Raw genomic sequence first — 16484 nt, forward strand, 5'->3', positions numbered from 1 at the left:
ATAGCCGAGGGTCTTGAGCGACTCCGTGATCTCGGTCAGGATCGCCGGATCGTCGATCGTCGCGGGCAGCGTGTACTCCGTTCCCTCGGCGATCTTCTTCATGGTGCCTCGCAGAATCTTGCCCGAGCGCGTCTTCGGCAGGCGCTTGACCACGAGCGCGGTCTTGAACGCCGCCACGGGCCCGATCTGCTGGCGCACCCGCTCGACGAGCTCGCGGGCGATGTCGGCCTCGCTCCGCTCGACGCCGGCCTTGGTCACGACGAAGCCGACGGGGACCTCGCCCTTGATCTCGTCGGCCACGCCGACCACCGCGCACTCGGCCACGTCCGGATGGCCGGCGAGCACCTCCTCCATGGCGCCGGTGGACAGCCGGTGGCCGGCGACGTTGATGATGTCGTCCACGCGGCTCATGATGTAGACGTATCCGTCCTCGTCCTTGTAGCCCGCGTCGCCCGTGAGGTAGTGGCCCGGGTGCTTCGTGAGATACGACGTCTCGTAGCCCGCGTCGTTGTTCCAGAGCGTGGGGAGGCAGCCCGGGGGCATCGGCAGCCGGATCGCGATCGAGCCGATCTGCCCCGCCGGCATCTCCCGGTTGTCCTCGCTCAGCACGCGCACGTCGTAGCCCGGCACGGCCTTCGTCGGCGAGCCCGGCTTCACCGGCAGCGTGCCGAGGCCCACGCAGTTGGCCGCGATCGGCCAGCCGGTTTCCGTCTGCCACCAGTGGTCGATCACCGGCACACCGAGCCGCGCCTCGGCCCAGTGGAGCGTGTCGGGATCGCAGCGCTCACCCGCGAGGAACAGCGTGCGGAAGTCGCGGAGATCGTGCTTGGCGATGTGGTGGCCCTGGGGGTCCTCCTTCTTGATCGCGCGGAACGCGGTGGGCGCCGTGAACAGCACGTTCACGCCGTGCTGGGCGATGAGGCGCCAGAAGGCGCCGGGGTCGGGCGTGCCGACGGGCTTGCCCTCGTAGAGGATCGTCGTGCAGCCTCGGAGGAGCGGCGCGTACACGATGTACGAGTGGCCGACGACCCAGCCGATGTCGGAGGCGGCCCAGTAGGTCTCGCCGGCGCCGACGCCGTAGATGTTTTCCATGGACCACTTGAGCGCGACCGCGTGGCCGCCGTTGTCGCGCACGACGCCCTTCGGCACACCCGTCGTCCCCGAGGTGTAGAGGATGTAGAGCGGATCGGTCGCGGCCACGGGCACGCAGTCCGCGGGCGTGGCGCCGCCGACGAAGTCACCCCAGTCGAGGTCGCGCCCCCGCGCGAGGGTGGCGGCCGCCTGGGGGCGCTGGAGGATCACGCAGCGCTCGGGCTTGTGCGCGGACAGCTCGATCGCGCCGTCGAGGAGCGGCTTGTAGGGCACCGTGCGGTTCACCTCAATGCCGCAGGACGCGGAGAGGATGAGCCGGGGCTTGGCGTCGTCGATGCGCTTGGCGAGCTCGTTCGAGGCGAAGCCGCCGAAGACGACCGAGTGGATCGCGCCGATCCGCGCGCAGGCGAGCATCGCCATCACGGCCTCGGGGACCATCGGCATGTAGATGATGACGCGGTCGCCCTTCTGCACGCCCTGACGCCGCAGCGCGCCGGCGAGGCGCGCGACCTCGTCGCGCAGTTCGCGGTAGGTGAAGGCGCGCACGGTGCTCGTGACCGGGCTGTCGTAGACCAGCGCGCGCTGCTTGCCGCGCCCGCGGTCCACGTGGAGGTCGAGCGCGTTGAAGCAGGTGTTGAGCACGCCGCCGGTGAACCAGCGATAGAACGGCTTGCGCGAGTCGTCGAACACCCGGTCCCAGCGCTTCTCCCAGTGGATGTCCTCGGCCGCCGCCGCCCAGAAGCTCTCGGGGCTCGTCATCGCGTGACCGTAGGTCTCGTCGTAGACGCTCTTCGCCATCGGGCACCCTCCCTGGGAGGCCGGCCGGGTGATCAGCGGAGGGAAAGGTAGCACGGCCGACCGGGGAGGGGAACGGCCCAGATAATCAGGGGAAAGCCAATCTTGACAATACCGATAGACAAAGGTAGTTTTGCGTTTCGGGAGGACCCCGTGAGCGAAGCGGTCAGGGAAACCAAGGCTCAGCGCGTCGAGCGGCTCAAGCGGGAGCTGAACCCGTGGGAGGCCTACGCCGACATCGTGCGGTTCGCGCGCGAGGGCTGGGACGCGATCCCCCCGGAGTGGCTCGGCACGTACTTCCGCTGGTGGGGGATCTACACGCAGGGCGACGGCGTCGGCGCCGTCGGCGGCAAGGGCGGCGAGGGCAAGGCGACGCGCAACTTCATGGTGCGCATCCGCATCCCGAACGGCGCGCTCCAGTCCCACCAGCTGCGGACGATCGCGACGCTCGCCGAGCGCCACGCGCGCGGCATCGCCGACATCACGGTGCGCCAGAACATCCAGCTCCACTGGGTCGCGCTCGAGAGCCTCCCCGAGGTCTTCCAGGCGCTCTGGCTCCACGGCGTCACGACGCTCGGCGCCTGCGGCGACGTCACGCGCAACGTCACGGGCTGCCCGCTCGCCGGCCTCGACGCCGACGAGCTCGCGGACGCCTCCCCGCTCGTCCACGCGGCGACGCGGCTCTTGAACGGCAACGCCGCCTTCTACAACCTGCCGCGCAAGTACAAGGTGACGATCACCGGTTGCCGCGCGTGGTGCTCCTACCCGGAGATCAACGACGTCGGCCTCACGGCGGTGCGCCACCCGGTGACGGGCGAGACCGGCTTCGCCGTGCGCGTGGGGGGCGGGCTCTCGACCGACCCGCACCTGGCGCTGCGTCTCGACGCGTTCGTCGGCTGGCACCAGGCGCTCGCCGTGGTGCGCGCGATCTCGGAGATCTTCCGCGACTCGGACGTCCTCCGCCAGAACCGCGAGAAGGCGCGGCTCAAGTTCCTCTTCCTCCAGCACGGCTGGACGGCCCAGCGCTTCCAGGCCGCGATCGAGGAGCGGCTCGGGTACGCGCTCGAGCGCGGCGTGCCGGATGACCCCCCGGACGACGTCTACCGCGATCACGTCGGGATCCACCCGCAGAAGCAGCCGGGCTACTGCTACGCCGGCGTCGCCGTGCTCCGCGGGCGGCTCACGCCGGCGGAGATGCGCGCGGCCGCCGACCTCGCCGACCGCTACGGCACGGGCGAGGTGCGGACGACCAGCATGCAGAACCTCCTCGTCCCGGGCGTCCGCCGCGAGCGCGCCGGCGCGCTGGCGCGCGAGCTCGAGGCCGCGGGCCTCCCGCTCCACGCCTCGCCGTTCAGGCGCGGCACGGTCGCCTGCACGGGCTCGGAGTTCTGCAAGCTCGCGCTCACGGAGACGAAGGGCTTCGCGCGGCGTCTCGTCGAGGGGCTCGAGGCGCGCCTGCCCGGGTTCGAGCAGCACCTCAAGATCCACGTCACCGGCTGCCCGAACAGCTGCGGCCAGCACTGGATCGCCGACCTCGGGATCGAGGGCAAGAAGGTCAAGGTGGACGGCGCGCTGGCGGACGCCTACTACTTCTGCGTCGGCGGCGCGGTGGGCCTCCACCAGGCCGTCGCCCGTCCGATCGGGCTCCGCCTGCCCGCGGCGGACGTGGCGCCCGCGATCGAGCGCCTCCTGCGCGCCTTCCTGACGGACGGGCTGCCGGGCGAAAACTTCAGGCGCTTCGCCGCGCGGCACACCGACGACGAGCTGCGCGCGCTGCTCGCGGGCGAGCTCGTCCCCGTCGTCGCGCGCGACGAGTCGCCCGGGCGCCCGCCGCACGGGGTGGACGGCTGACGTGGCCTACTTCCCCGCGTTCCTCGAGCTGGCGGGCCGGCGCTGCCTCGTCGTGGGCGGGGGCGTCGTCGCCGAGCGGCGCGTCGAGAGCCTGGTCGCCGCCGGCGCGGCGGTCACGGTCGTGAGCCCGGCGCTCACGCCGCGGCTCGCCGGGCTCGCCGCCGAGGGACGGCTCGCGCACCTCGCGCGCGACTACCGCGACGGCGACCTGGCCGGCGCCGTGCTCGCGTTCGCGGCGACCGACACGGGCGACGTCAACGCGGCGGTGGCCGCCGAGGGACGGCGGTGCTCCGTGTGGGTGAACGCGGCGGATGACCCGGCGCACTGCGACTTCATCCTGCCCGCCCTCGTGCGCCGGGGCGAGCTGACCGTGGCGGTGTCCACGGGCGGGACGAGCCCGGCGCTCGCGCGCGCCGTACGCGAGGAGCTCGAGCGGTACCTCACGATCGAGTACGTCACGCTCGCGGAGATCGCGGCCGAGGCGCGGCGCGAGCTCCGCGCCGCGGGGCGCGTCGCCGACGCGGCCGCGTGGCGGCGCGCGCTCGCGCCCGACGTGCGGCGCCTCATCGTCGAGCACGGGCGCGAGGCGGCCAAGCGGCACGTCCTCGAGCGCCTCGGGGTCATCGCATGCGCCTAGGCTCGGTGGCGCTCGTCGGGGCCGGCCCGGGCGATCCCGGCCTCATCACGGTCCGCGGCCTCGAGCTCCTGCGGCGCGCCGACGTCGTCGTCTACGACCGGCTGGTCCACCCGCGGCTGCTCGACGAGGCGCCGCGCGCGCGGCGGATCTTCGCGGGCAAGGCCGCCGGGCGGCACGCGCTGGCCCAGGAGCGGATCAATGCCCTCCTCGTGACGCACGCGCGGCGCGGCCGGCGGGTCGTCCGGCTCAAGGGCGGCGACCCCTTCGTCTTCGGCCGCGGCGGCGAGGAGGCGCTGGCGCTGGCGCGCGCGGGCGTCCCGTTCGAGGTCGTGCCGGGTGTCACGTCGGCCGTCGCCGCGCCCGCCGCGGCGGGGATCCCGCTCACGCACCGCGGCCTCGCCGCGTCGTTCACCGTCGTCACGGGCCACGAGGAGGCGTGCCGGCGCGAGTCGAGCGTGGACTGGGCGCGGCTCGCGGGCGCGGCGGACACGCTCGTGGTGCTCATGGGCGTCGGCGCGCTTCCCCGCATCACCCGCGCGCTCGTCGCCCACGGGCGCTCGCCCGCGACCCCCGTCGCCCTCGTGCGCTGGGGCACGACCGACCTCCAGGAGACGCTCGTCGGTCGTCTCGACGACATCGCCGCGCGCGCCGCGCGGGCGCGGCTCGAGCCCCCGGTCGTCGCCGTGATCGGCGACGTCGTCGCCCTCCGCGAGCGTCTCGCCTGGTTTCCTGAGCAGCCGCTCCCCGTGTCCGCGGGAGCCGCCCGATGAGCGTCCGTCTCTCCGCGCCCATCGGCATCCTCGACGAGCACCCCGAGTGGTCGGCGCGGCTCTGCGCCGAGCTCGAGCACCGGCGCCTGCCGTTCGAGAAGATCGACCACTCGAACCACGCCTTCGACCCGCGCGACCGGACGCCGCGCTACTCGGTGATCGTGAACCGGACGAGCCCGTCGTCCCACCGGCGCGGCCACGCGAGCGTGCTCTTCTACGCCGAGCCGCTGCTCGCCCGCTGGGAGGCGCTCGGCGTCCCGGTGATCAACCCGGTCGCGGCCTGGCGCTTCGAGAAGTCGAAGGCGCTCCAGGTCGGGCTGTTCGAGCGCCTCGGCGCGCGCTACCCGCGGACGCTCGTCGTGAACCACCGGGACCAGCTGCTGAAGGCGGGCGAGGGCTTCCGCTTCCCCGCGCTCGTCAAGCCGAACGTCGGAGGCTCGGGGGCGTTGATCGAGCGCTTCGAGTCCCGCGCCGAGCTCGAGGCGCGCGCCCCGGCGCTTGACTTCGGCCCCGACGGCGTGGCATTGCTGCAAGAGTACGTCGAGCCGGCGGACGGGGCGATCGTGCGGGTGGAGGTGCTCGACGGCGCGTATCTCTACGCGATCCGCATCGTGCGGACCGGCGCCGAGTTCAACCTGTGCCCCGCGGACATCTGCCAGACGCCCGCGCCGCCGACGAGCGCGGCCCCGGGCGCGTGCCCGGTGGACGCGAGGCCCGGGCTCAGCGTGACGCGCTACGAGGCGCCGCGCGAGGTGGTCGAACAGGTGCTGGCGCTCGCGCGCGCCGCGTCCATCGACGTCGGCGGCGTGGAGTACCTCGTCGGCCGCGACGACGGCCGCGTCTACTTCTACGACGTCAACGCGACGTCGAACTTCGTCGCGAATGCGCCCGCGGTGCTGGGCTTCGACCCGACGCCGCGCTTCGTCGATTATGTGATCAAGGTGGCAACCCGAAAAGGAGACGACCGATGAGCCTGAGACTCGGAGACACCGCACCCGACTTCACCGCCGACAGCACGGAGGGACAGATCAGCTTCCACCGGTGGATCGGCGACAGCTGGGCCATCCTCTTCTCGCACCCGCGCGACTTCACGCCGGTCTGCACGACCGAGCTGGGGTACGTGGCGCGACTGAAGCCGGAGTTCGACCGGCGGCACGTGAAGCCGATCGGCCTCTCGATCGACCCCCTCGACTCGCACAAGGGCTGGGCGGCCGACATCAAGGAGACGCAGGGCCACGCGCCGAACTTCCCGATCATCGCCGACCCCGAGCGCAAGGTGGCCAACCTGTACGGCATGATCCATCCCGCGCACGACGAGGTCTACACGGTCCGCACGGTGTTCGTCATCGATCCGAAGAAGAAGGTCCGGCTGATGATCACCTATCCGCAGACCGCGGGACGCAACTTCGACGAGATCCTGCGCGTGATCGACTCGCTCCAGCTCACGGACGCCCACAAGGTCGCGACGCCCGTCAACTGGAAGCAGGGCGAGGACGTCATCATCGTCCCCGCGGTCACGGACGAGGAGGCGAAGAAGCAGTTCCCGAAGGGCTGGCGCGCGCTCAAGCCCTATCTGCGCCTGACGCCACAGCCGAAATAGCCGCGGCTCCCGGCGTGAGCCGGTCCGGCCTTCCGTCCGACGGAATGGGGTAAACTTGCCCAAACCAGCTCGGAGGAAGGGCCCATGAGCGAGTTTCGCCACGTCTACCGGACCGAGCTCACCCCGGTGAGCTTTCTCGCGCGCAGCGCGTACGTCTTCCCGCAGAAGACCGCGGTCGTCCACGGGACCCGGCGGTACACCTATGCGCAGCTCGCGGAGCGGGCGAACCGCCTCGCCGCCGGGCTCCGGCGCGCGGGACTCCAGAAGCACGACCGCGTGGCGTTCCTCTGCCCCAACATCCCCGCGATGCTCGAGGCGCACTTCGGCGTGCCCGCCGCGGGCGGCGTCCTCGTCGCGATCAACATCCGGCTGAACTCGGACGAGATCGCGTACATCCTGACGCACTCGGGCTCGCGGTTCCTGTTCGTGGACGCCGAGTTCGAGCCCGTGGTGAAGCCGATCGACCTCACGGGGATCACGGTCGTCCGCGTGGACGACACGGGCTCGGCGGGCGACCCGTACGAGGACTTTCTCGCGGCGGGCTCGCCCGCGCCGGTGGAGAGCTGGCTCGAGGACGAGGACGAGATGCTCGCCATCAACTACACGTCGGGCACGACGGGCCGGCCCAAGGGCGTGATGTACTCGCACCGCGGCGCGTGGATCAACGCGCTCGGCGAGGTGGTCGAGACGGCGATGGGCTTCGACACCCGGTACCTCTGGACGCTCCCGATGTTCCACTGCAACGGCTGGTGCTTCACCTGGGGCGTCACGGCGGTCGGCGGCACGCACGTGTGCCTCCGGAAGGTGGAGCCGGGCCGCGTCTGGGACATGATCGACGCGGAGGGCGTCACCCACTACAACGGCGCGCCCACCGTGCACATCGGCGTCATCAACGACCCGAAGGCCCACACGCTCGCGCACCCGGTCACCGTGACCGTCGCCGGCGCGCCGCCGTCGCCGACGCTCCTCGGCAAGCTCAAGGAGCTCGGCTTCCGGCCCGTCCACGTCTACGGCCTCACCGAGACCTACGGTCCGCACACGGTGTGCGCCTGGCACGACGAGTGGAACGCGCTGCCGGTCGATGACCAGGCGCGCCTCGCCGCCCGCCAGGGGCAGGGCTACGCGCTCTTCGACCTCGTCCGCGTCGTGGACGGCGCCATGAACGACGTCCCGAAGGACGCGCAGACGCTCGGCGAGGTGATCATGCGCGGCAACAACGCCATGCTGGGCTACTTCGAACAGCGCGACGCGACGGCCGAGGCGTTCCGCGGCGGCTGGTTCCACTCGGGCGACATCGCGGTCTGGCACCCCGACGGCTACATCGAGCTGCGCGACCGGAAGAAGGACATCATCATCTCGGGCGGCGAGAACATCTCGACGATCGAGGTCGAGCAGACCGTGGCCAAGCATCCGGCCGTGCTCGAGTGCGCGGTCGTCGCGATCCCCGACGAGAAGTGGGGCGAGCGCCCGAAGGCGTTCGTCACGCTCAAGCCGGGGCAGAAGGCGACGGAGCAGGAAGTCATCGAGTTCTGCCGACACCACATTGCCCACTTCAAGTGCCCGGCGGCCGTCGAGTTCGGCGACCTCCCGAAGACCTCGACGGGCAAGGTGCAGAAGTTCGTGCTGCGCGAGAAGGAGTGGAAGGGGAAGGAGAAGCGGATCAACTAGTGCCGCGCCTCTCGGTCCTCGACCAGTCGCCGGTGCGGAGCGGGGGCACCGCCGCCGACGCGCTCCACGAGACGCTCGAGCTCGCGCAGGCCTGCGACCGCTGGGGCTACCATCGGTACTGGCTCGCCGAGCACCACTCGACACCCGGGCTCGCGGGCTCGAGCCCCGAGGTGCTGATCGGCCAGGTCGCCGCCCGCACCGCGCGCATCCGCGTCGGCGCGGGCGGGATCATGCTCCAGCACTACAGCCCGCTGAAGGTGGCCGAGTGCTTCCGCGTGCTGGAGACGCTCTTCCCCGGGCGCATCGACCTCGGGATCGGCCGCGCGCCGGGCGCCGACGCGCTCACGGCGCGCGCGCTCCGCGACGACGCGAGCCTCGAGCGCTTCCCCGCCGAGGTCGCCGACGTCGTCGGCTTCCTGCGCGGGAGCCTGCCCCCCGAGCACCCCTACGCGAGGGTGATTGCGATGCCGAGCGGGCCTGGGACGCCGGAGATCTGGCTCCTCGGCTCGAGCGACCAGAGCGCGATGGTGGCGGCGCACCTCGGCCTCGGGTTCTCGTTCGCGCACTTCATCAACGACGAGGGGGGCGTCGACGTCACCCGCGCCTACGCGCGGGACTTCCGGCCGTCCGAGCTCCTGCCCGCACCGCGGGCGTCCGTCGCGGTGTTCACGGTCTGCGCCGACACCGAGGCCGAGGCGCTGCGCCTGGCGAAGAGCCGCGACCTCTTCATCGCGCGCCTCTACACCGGCCGGCGCGGCCGCTACCCGTCGGTCGAAGAGGCGGAGAGCCATCCATACACGGCGCACGAGCGGGCGATCGTCGAGCACGCGCGGCGGCGCACCATCGCGGGCGCGCCCGAGCAGGTGCGCGACCGGCTCCTGGCGCTCGCGTCCGCGTACGGCGTGGACGAGCTGGTCGTCGTCACGATCACCCACGACGGGAAGGCGCGCCTCCGCTCGTACGAGCTGCTCGCGCAGGTCTTCGGCCTGGCGGAGCCGCCGCCGCCCGCCTGACGCGTCGCATCGAGCGACGTTCTTGTCTCGGTCGTGGAAGTCTGCGACACTCCCGGCACCTCACGGGGGAGGTCACCATGGCCGGACGCCGCTGTCTCGCCGCCGTCGCCGCCGCCGCCGTCCTGTCCGCCGCCGCCGTCGTGGGCGCCGCCGAGAAGAAGGTCATCCGCCTCTGGCAGACGGAGACGGAGCCGCAGACTCTCGCCGTACTTCATCAAACTGCCGCGGAGTACGAGAAGACCCATCCGGACGTGGTCGTCAAGATCGAGGGCCTCGCCTGGGGCGACCTCGAGAAGAAGCTCACCGCCGCGCTCGCCGCCGGCGCGCCGCCCGACGCCGCGCACGGCCAGCCGATCACCTGCGTGTCGTTCGCGGCGAAGGGGCTCCTGCGGCCCGTCGACGACCTCGCCGACGCGATCCCCCGGGACGACCTCGTCGACGCCTTCAGGAACCTCTGCCGCTGGGACGGCAAGACGTACGGCGTCGGCCATTCGCCGGCGTCGTCGGTCTTCGTGTACCGCAAGGACCTGCTCGCCCAGAAGGGCCTCAGGGTGCCGAAGACCTGGGACGAGCTGATCCAGGTGGCCGACGCGCTCCGCGAGGTGAAGGACGGGCAGGTCGTCCGCTACGGGCTCTCGATGACGGGGCAGCCGCTCTTCATCAACATCGCGATCGGCGAGCTCCTCAAGACGAACGGGGGGAGGCTCTTCGACGCCGACGGCCGGCCGACGCTCACCGAGAAGCCCGTGCTCGAGCTGCTCGACTTCTACAAGAAGCTCAACCGCGTGCTGCCGCCGGGTTGGACGGGCCACGGCTACCTCGACACCTTCGCGAACCTCGCCAACGGCAAGGCGGCGATGGTCTACCAGGCCTACGGGCGCGGCGTCGGCTACATCGAGAAGTACGCGCCCAAGGAGATCGCCGACCCCGAGCACTTCGCCGTGGCCGACAAGGTCGTGGGCCCGTCGGGCCGGACGCCCGCGGCGCAGCTCGACTGCGAGCCCTGGATGGTCTTCAAGGACGCCAAGGGCGCCGCCGAGGCCGTGGACTTCCTGAAGTTCTTCTTCCGGGACGACAACTACGTCCCGTACCTCCACTCCGTGCCGATCCACCTGCTGTCGATCAAGAAGTCCACCACGCGGAGCGCGCGGTACGCCGACAACGCGATGATCCGGAAGTGGCGGCCCTGGGTGGACATGCAGGAGAAGTACTTCAAGAACGACTGGATCAAGCCCGTCCTCGTCACGGACTGGGAGGACATGAAGAAGCCCTACCTCCTCGAGGTGATGGGCTCGGGCATCCTCGTGGACATGGTGCTCGACTCGGTGAAGGGCGTGCCCTCCGCCGAGGCGGCCGCGAAGGCGCAGAAGCGGGTCGAGGAGCTGCTGACGAGCTCCGGCTATCTGAAGAAGTAGCGTTGAGCGCGCGGGCGCTGGGAGCGCTGTGGGTCCTCCCGGCGCTCCTCCTCATCGGCGCGCTGACCCTCTATCCGGTCGGTTACGCGGTCTGGCTCTCGTTCTTCGACAAGCACTCGTTCTTCCCCGCCGAGCGCTGGGTCGGGCTCGGCAACTACGCGCGGATCGCCCGCGACGCCGAGTTCTGGGACAGCGTGTGGAAGGGCGTGGTGTACGCCGGGGCGACGACCGCGCTCCAGCTCGTGCTCGGCGTCGCCGCCGCGCTGGTCCTCCACCAGGCGTTCCGCGCCCGGACGCTCGTCCGCGCGCTCGTCCTGTTCCCGTACATGATCCCGACGATCGTCGCCGTGATCGTCTGGCGCTGGCTCCTGAACGAGACCTACGGCCTCGTGGACCACCTCCTGCTCAGCTTCCGGCTCGCGAGCCAGCCGGTCGTGTGGCTCGGCGTGGACCACATGATGACGTCGGTGGTCGCGGTGAGCGTGTGGCAGTTCACGCCGTTCGTGGTCGTGAGCGTGCTCGCGCGGCTCCAGACGATCCCGCCCGAGCTCCACGAGGCGGCGCGCGTGGACGGCGCGTCCGCGTGGTCGCGCTTCCGCCACGTCACGCTCCCCCAGCTCCGCGCGGTCCTCTTCGTCGTGATCCTGCTGCGCTCGATCTGGATGTTCACCAAGTTCGATACCGTGTGGCTCTGGGGCGAGGGGGCGGGCGCCGGGCGCGAGATCCGCACGCTGCCGATCTACGCCTACATGCGGACCTTCACCTACTACCAGGCCGGCTTCGGCGCCGCGCTCTCGGTGCTCATGTTCCTCATGCTCATGGCGGCGACGCTCGTCTACTTCCGCCTCTTCTGGCGCGAGGAGGCGGCGTGAGGCGGCGCGCGTGGCGCGCGTTCGTCCACGCCGCCGCGCTGGGCCTCGCGGCGCAGGCCGTCCTTCCACTGTTATGGATGCTCTCGACGGCGCTCAAGCCGCCCCGCGAGGTCTTCGCGACGCCGCCGACGCTCGTGCCGGCGGCGCCGACGCTCGAGAACTTCGCCCGCCTGCTCCGCGAGACCGCGTTCCTGACGTACTTCTGGAACAGCGTCGTGGTCTCGGGGCTGACGGTGCTCCTCACGCTGGCGGTCGGCGCGCTCGGCGCCTACGGCCTCACGCGCTTCGCGTTCCCCGGGCGCGAGGCGGTGGCGCGGCTCATCCTCTGCACCTACATGTTCGCGCCGATCATGATCGTGGTGCCGATCTACATCATGGCGCGGCGGCTCGGCCTCGTGAACACGCACGCGGCGCTCGTGCTCTCGTACGCCTCATTCTGCCTGCCGTTCGCGCTGTGGCTCCTGCGCGCGTTCTTCCAGTCCATCCCGCTCGAGCTCGAGGAGGCGGCGCTGGTGGACGGCGCGGGGCGCGGGCGCGCGGTGCTCCACGTCGTGCTGCCGCTGGCGCTCCCGGGCCTCATCGCGACGTCGATCTTCACCTTCACTTTGGCCTGGAACGATTACGTCTTCACGCGCATCCTGATCGCGTCGGACGAGCTCAAGACGCTGCCGGTCGGGGTCCAGGACCTCTTCGCGGCGGCGGTCGTGGACTGGGGGCTCGTCATGGCGGCCGGCGTGCTCATCACCATCCCCGCCCTCGCGTTCTTCATGGCGGTGCAGCGCCACCTCGTGGCGGGCTGGGGAACCGGAGGGCTCAAGGGATGACTCCTCGTATCGGGTTCTCGCTCCAGGGCCGTGGCGCGCTCGCCGGTCGCGAAGCGATCACCACGCTGGCCCGCCGGGCCGAGGCGCTCGGCTTCGACTCGATCTTCGTGACCGACCGGCTGCTGATCCCGGTGCGGAGCGCCTCGCCCTATCCGTACTCGGCGACCGGCGCGTTTCCGCTCGGGCCCGACGAGCCCTGGCTCGAGGCCCTCACCGCGGTGACCTACCTCGCCACGGTGACGGAGCGCATCGCCGTCGGCACGAGCGTCCTCGTGATCCCGTACCGGAACCCGGTGTTCACCGCCAGGGCGCTCGCGACGGCCGATTACCTCTCGGGCGGCCGCGTGATCCTCGGCGCGGGCATCGGCTGGTGGCGCGAGGAGTTCGACGGTCTCGGCGTCAGGTTCGAGGAGCGCGCCGCGCGGACGGTCGAGTACCTGAAGCTCATGAAGGAGATCTGGGCCAAGCCGCGCGTCGCCTTCGAGGGCCGCTTCGCGCGTGTCGCCGAGGCGGGCGGGACGCGCCCGCACCCGGCGCGGCCGATCCCGATCTGGATCGGGGGCCACAGCGACGCCGCGCTCCGGCGCGTGGTCGCGGTCGCCGACGGCTGGCACCCGCTCGGCCTCCGGCCGCCGGTGGGCCTCCATCCACCGGAGATGGCCGCCGCCGTCCGGCGCCTCCGTGACATGGCGGCGGCCGCGGGACGCGATCCGAAGACCATCACGATCACGTTCAAGGGGCCGGTGAAGTTCGACGGCGGCGGCGCGACGGAGCGGACGCCGCTGACGGGCTCGTCCGCCCAGATCGCGGAGGACCTCCAGGCCTACGTCACCGCCGGCGTCGAGCACTTCGTGCTGGATTTCTCGGTGCCAACCGTCCCGGAGATGCTGGAGGTGCTCGAGCGGGTGGCCGCCGACGTCCGGCCGCGGGTATCATAGCGGGCGGGATGGATCGCGGCCTCCGCCACCTCGCCCTCAGGACCCGGGACCTCCGGCGCACCGAGCGCTTCTACCGCGACGTGCTGGGTCTCGCGCGGGCCTTCGACCACCCCGGGATGCTCTTTCTCGAGACGCCGGGGGGCCGCGATCTCCTGAACTTCGTCGGGACGCGACGGCGGTTCGACCCGGCGGCCGGCGGGCTCGACCACTTCGGCCTCCACATCCCGCCCGCCCGGTGGCGGGAGGTCCGCGAGCGCGTGAAGCGCGCCGGCGTCAGGATCCGCGGCCGGCGCGGGCGGACCGCGATCTACATCGCCGACCCGAACGGCTACACCGTCGAGCTCTACTGCGACTGACCGGTTCACGCTGGGGAGGACGCCACGATGGTCAAGCGCGGGTTCCAGGTATTGAACTCGGGACCGCTCGCGACCCGCGAGCCCGTGCTCGAGGCGGCGCGCCGCGCCGAGGCGCTCGGCTACGACGCGCTCGTCGTCACCGACCACATCGTGATCCCGCGGCGGATCGAGTCGCGGTACCCCTACAACGCCACGGGGCGCATCGCCGTGCCGCCGGACGCGGACTACCTGGAGCCGCTCTCGATGCTCTGCTTCCTCGCGGGGGCGACGGCGCGGATCCGCTTCGGGCCCTCCGTGCTCGTCGCGCCCTACCGGAACCCGGTGCTGACGGCGAAGATGCTCGCGACGGCGGACGTGCTGTCGGGCGGGCGGCTCTTCGTCGGCGTCGGCGTCGGCTGGATGCGCGAGGAGTTCGAGGTCATGGGCGCGCCGCCGTTCGAGGCGCGCGGCGCCGTCACCGACGAGTGGCTCCAGCTCTTCGTCAAGCTGTGGACCGAGGACGCCCCGGTGTTCGAGGGGAAGTATTATCGCGTGCGCGACATCGGCTGCTTCCCCAAGCCCGTCCAGAAGCCGCACCCGCCGATCTTCGTCGGCGGCAACAGCCGGCCGGCGATCCGCCGCGCCGCGCGCTACGGCCAGAGCTGGCACGCGTTCCGGGTCCCCGCCGGCGAGCTCCCCGCGCACCTCGCGTACCTCGGCGAGCAGGTGAAGGCGAACGGCCGGCCGCCGGGGGCGTGCGGGCTCAGCGTGCGCTACGGCGTCCGCGTCGTCGGCGCCGGCGGCGACGCCGCGCGGCGACCCCCCGAGGAGCCCGGGCGCGTCTTCGTCGGCACGGCCGCGCAGGTCGTCGAGCAGCTCAAGCCGGTCGTCGCCCTCGGCCCGACGCACGCGATCTTCGACTGCCGGACGGGCTCCCGGGCCGAGGTGCTCGAGACGATGGAGCGCCTGGCCGACGAGGTCTGGCCCAAGCTCGGCTGAGCCGGTGAGGCGCCTGGCCCGCGCGCTCCGCCTGCGGTGTCCCCACTGCGGCGGGGACAGGCTCATGCAGTCCTGGTTCGTGCTCCGCGAGCGCTGCGCTGCGTGCGGCCTCCGCTTCTAGCGCGGCGAGGATCAGGACTACCGGCTCGGCGCCTACCTCCTGAACTTCATCGTGACCGAGGTGGTCTTCGCGGTGCTTCTCCTTCTGGCGCTCGTCGCGACCTGGCCGCGGCCGCCGTGGAACCTCATCCTCTGGGGCGGCGCGGCGCAGATGATCCTCACGCCGATCGCCTTCTACCCGTTCGCCAAAGCGCTCTGGCTCGCGGCCGACCTCGCCTTTCGCCCGCCAAGGCCGGACGACTTCGCCCCCGACCGCGCCGCGGGCTAGCCGCGCTGGACGAGCCAGATCCCGAGGGCGACGACCGCCGCGCCCAGGAAGTCGCGCGCGTGGAGCGCCTCGCCGAGGAGCAGCGCGCCGAGGAAGATCCCGAAGATCGGGTTCAGGAAGAAGTAGGCGCTCGCGCGCGTCGCGTCGCCGTGCGTGAGGAGCCAGAACCAGATGAGCATGCCGATCCAGGAGACGCCGACGATCAGGTAGGCCTGCGCGCCGAGGAACGACGCGGTGAGCTGCACCGCGCGCAGGTCCTCCCAGGCGAGCACGGGCACGGCGAGGACGAGCCCCGCGACCAGGAGCTGGCCGCCGTTGAGCACGAGCAGGTCGACGCCGGGGTCCGCGCGCTTGAAGAGGAGCGTGCCCGCGACGAGGCACGCGATCGAGAGCAGGATCAGCGCCATCGCGCCGGGCTCGTTGTCGGGGCCGATCCGGCTCCACATGACCCACACCACGCCCCCGAAGCTCGTGAGGAGCCCGAGGACCTTCCGCGCGGTGAGCCGCTCGCCGAGGAGCCACGCCGCGCACAGGGCGAGCATCAGCGGGTTCGTGCTCGCGAGCACCGCGCCCATCCCCGCCGACAGGTGGCGGAGGGCGACCGCCGTGAGCCCGAGGTAGAGCGCGTAGTTGAGCACGCCGAGCGCCGCGAGCGTCCGCCAGTCGGTGAGCCGCGCGGGGAGCGCCGTGCCGCGCCAGCGCGCGATCAGGAGGAGCGCCGCGCCCGCGACGATGAAGCGCGAGGACATGAGGAAGAGCGGGGGCGACGAGCGCAGGCCGATCTTGACCGCGCTGAAGGCGGACGCCCAGAGCAGGGAGAAGAGAACGGCGAGCGCGGTGTAGCGCAGGACGACGCCGGGCGCGCCCCGCTAGCAGTTCATGTACTTCGAGCTGACGAGGGGCTTCGCGCTGCCGTCGTCCGCCCACGTCGTGCGCGGCAGGCCGACGAGGTCCTTGCCGTAGACGTGGATCTCGACGGTGTCGCGCGGGGTGGGGTTGCGCATCCGGTGGACCTCGTCGCCGGGCACCAGACGGGAGACGGCGCCGGGCGTGTGGCGCATGACGCGCGTCACGTCGAGCGTCGCCTTCGCGGCGCCGGCCCTCACGGCGTAGCGCGTCTCCTCGATCTCGTTCTCGATGACGCCGATCACGCCCCACGTCTCGTGGTTGTGGGCCGGCGCGGTCTCGCCCGGGCCCCAGATGACTGACGTCACGTTGAAGTGCGGCGCCCGGTGGAGCAGGTAGCGGCCGCCCTTGACGCCCGCGGGCTTCCGACGGAACTCGGCG

General features: G+C 71.8%; 17 protein-coding genes. 14 read left to right on the forward strand and 3 right to left on the reverse strand.

The window, feature by feature from the left end:
* On the reverse strand, window positions 1-1890 hold a 1890-nt coding region (locus VKG64_06710), incomplete at its 3' end, for a propionyl-CoA synthetase (protein ID HKB24730.1).
* A 150-nt stretch (window positions 1891-2040) separates the two neighbouring features.
* On the opposite strand from VKG64_06710, the gene VKG64_06715 reads away from it, so the two are divergent.
* From VKG64_06715 to VKG64_06780, 14 genes are all read left to right on the forward strand, one after another.
* A complete protein-coding gene (locus VKG64_06715) occupies window positions 2041-3738 on the forward strand; it encodes a nitrite reductase (GenBank protein ID HKB24731.1) in 1698 nt (565 codons plus the stop codon).
* 1 nt (window position 3739) lies between these two features.
* A complete protein-coding gene (locus tag VKG64_06720) occupies window positions 3740-4375 on the forward strand; it encodes a bifunctional precorrin-2 dehydrogenase/sirohydrochlorin ferrochelatase (GenBank protein HKB24732.1) in 636 nt (211 codons plus the stop codon).
* Window positions 4376-4380: 5 nt separating this feature from the next.
* Complete coding sequence (gene cobA / locus VKG64_06725) at window positions 4381-5145, forward strand: uroporphyrinogen-III C-methyltransferase (GenBank protein ID HKB24733.1); 765 nt, start codon at window positions 4381-4383, stop codon at window positions 5143-5145.
* The gene (locus VKG64_06730; GenBank protein HKB24734.1) at window positions 5142-6116 is read left to right on the forward strand and encodes a hypothetical protein; all 975 of its coding nucleotides are present in this window, start codon (window positions 5142-5144) and stop codon (window positions 6114-6116) included. Before cobA ends, VKG64_06730 begins: the two co-directional genes overlap by 4 nt.
* Complete coding sequence (locus tag VKG64_06735; protein HKB24735.1) at window positions 6113-6745, forward strand: peroxiredoxin; 633 nt, start codon at window positions 6113-6115, stop codon at window positions 6743-6745. The genes VKG64_06730 and VKG64_06735 overlap by 4 nt, the downstream gene beginning before the upstream one ends.
* A gap of 84 nt (window positions 6746-6829) precedes the next feature.
* Window positions 6830-8413, forward strand: a complete 1584-nt coding sequence (locus VKG64_06740) for an acyl--CoA ligase family protein (GenBank protein ID HKB24736.1) — start codon at window positions 6830-6832, stop codon at window positions 8411-8413.
* Window positions 8413-9426, forward strand: a complete 1014-nt coding sequence (locus tag VKG64_06745; protein ID HKB24737.1) for an LLM class flavin-dependent oxidoreductase — start codon at window positions 8413-8415, stop codon at window positions 9424-9426. The genes VKG64_06740 and VKG64_06745 overlap by 1 nt, the downstream gene beginning before the upstream one ends.
* 77 nt (window positions 9427-9503) lie before the next feature.
* Window positions 9504-10841 carry a sugar ABC transporter substrate-binding protein gene (locus VKG64_06750; GenBank protein ID HKB24738.1) on the forward strand — a complete coding sequence of 446 codons (1338 nt, stop codon included), beginning with the start codon at window positions 9504-9506 and terminating at the stop codon, window positions 10839-10841.
* A 2-nt stretch (window positions 10842-10843) separates the two neighbouring features.
* Complete coding sequence (locus VKG64_06755; GenBank protein HKB24739.1) at window positions 10844-11713, forward strand: sugar ABC transporter permease; 870 nt, start codon at window positions 10844-10846, stop codon at window positions 11711-11713.
* Window positions 11710-12537 (forward strand): carbohydrate ABC transporter permease, encoded by an 828-nt coding sequence (locus tag VKG64_06760; GenBank protein ID HKB24740.1) that lies wholly within the window; start codon window positions 11710-11712, stop codon window positions 12535-12537. Before VKG64_06755 ends, VKG64_06760 begins: the two co-directional genes overlap by 4 nt.
* Entirely contained in the window at window positions 12534-13475 is a 942-nt protein-coding gene (locus VKG64_06765) for an LLM class F420-dependent oxidoreductase (GenBank protein ID HKB24741.1), read from the forward strand. The genes VKG64_06760 and VKG64_06765 overlap by 4 nt, the downstream gene beginning before the upstream one ends.
* An 8-nt stretch (window positions 13476-13483) precedes the next feature.
* Window positions 13484-13831 (forward strand): VOC family protein, encoded by a 348-nt coding sequence (locus VKG64_06770; GenBank protein HKB24742.1) that lies wholly within the window; start codon window positions 13484-13486, stop codon window positions 13829-13831.
* Between the two features lie 27 nt (window positions 13832-13858).
* On the forward strand, window positions 13859-14809 hold the full coding sequence (locus tag VKG64_06775) for a TIGR03619 family F420-dependent LLM class oxidoreductase (GenBank protein ID HKB24743.1): 951 nt from the start codon (window positions 13859-13861) through the stop codon (window positions 14807-14809).
* A gap of 172 nt (window positions 14810-14981) precedes the next feature.
* Window positions 14982-15197 (forward strand): hypothetical protein, encoded by a 216-nt coding sequence (locus VKG64_06780; protein ID HKB24744.1) that lies wholly within the window; start codon window positions 14982-14984, stop codon window positions 15195-15197.
* Here the strand turns inward: VKG64_06780 and VKG64_06785 are convergent.
* Both VKG64_06785 and VKG64_06790 read right to left on the reverse strand, forming a co-directional pair.
* A complete protein-coding gene (locus VKG64_06785) occupies window positions 15194-16045 on the reverse strand; it encodes an EamA family transporter (GenBank protein HKB24745.1) in 852 nt (283 codons plus the stop codon). The two genes, VKG64_06780 and VKG64_06785, sit on opposite strands and share 4 nt — an antisense overlap.
* A gap of 21 nt (window positions 16046-16066) precedes the next feature.
* On the reverse strand, window positions 16067-16484 hold a 418-nt coding region (locus VKG64_06790; protein HKB24746.1), incomplete at its 5' end, for a cysteine dioxygenase family protein.

Source organism: Candidatus Methylomirabilota bacterium, assembly GCA_035260325.1.
Lineage (GTDB): Bacteria > Methylomirabilota > Methylomirabilia > Rokubacteriales > CSP1-6 > AR19.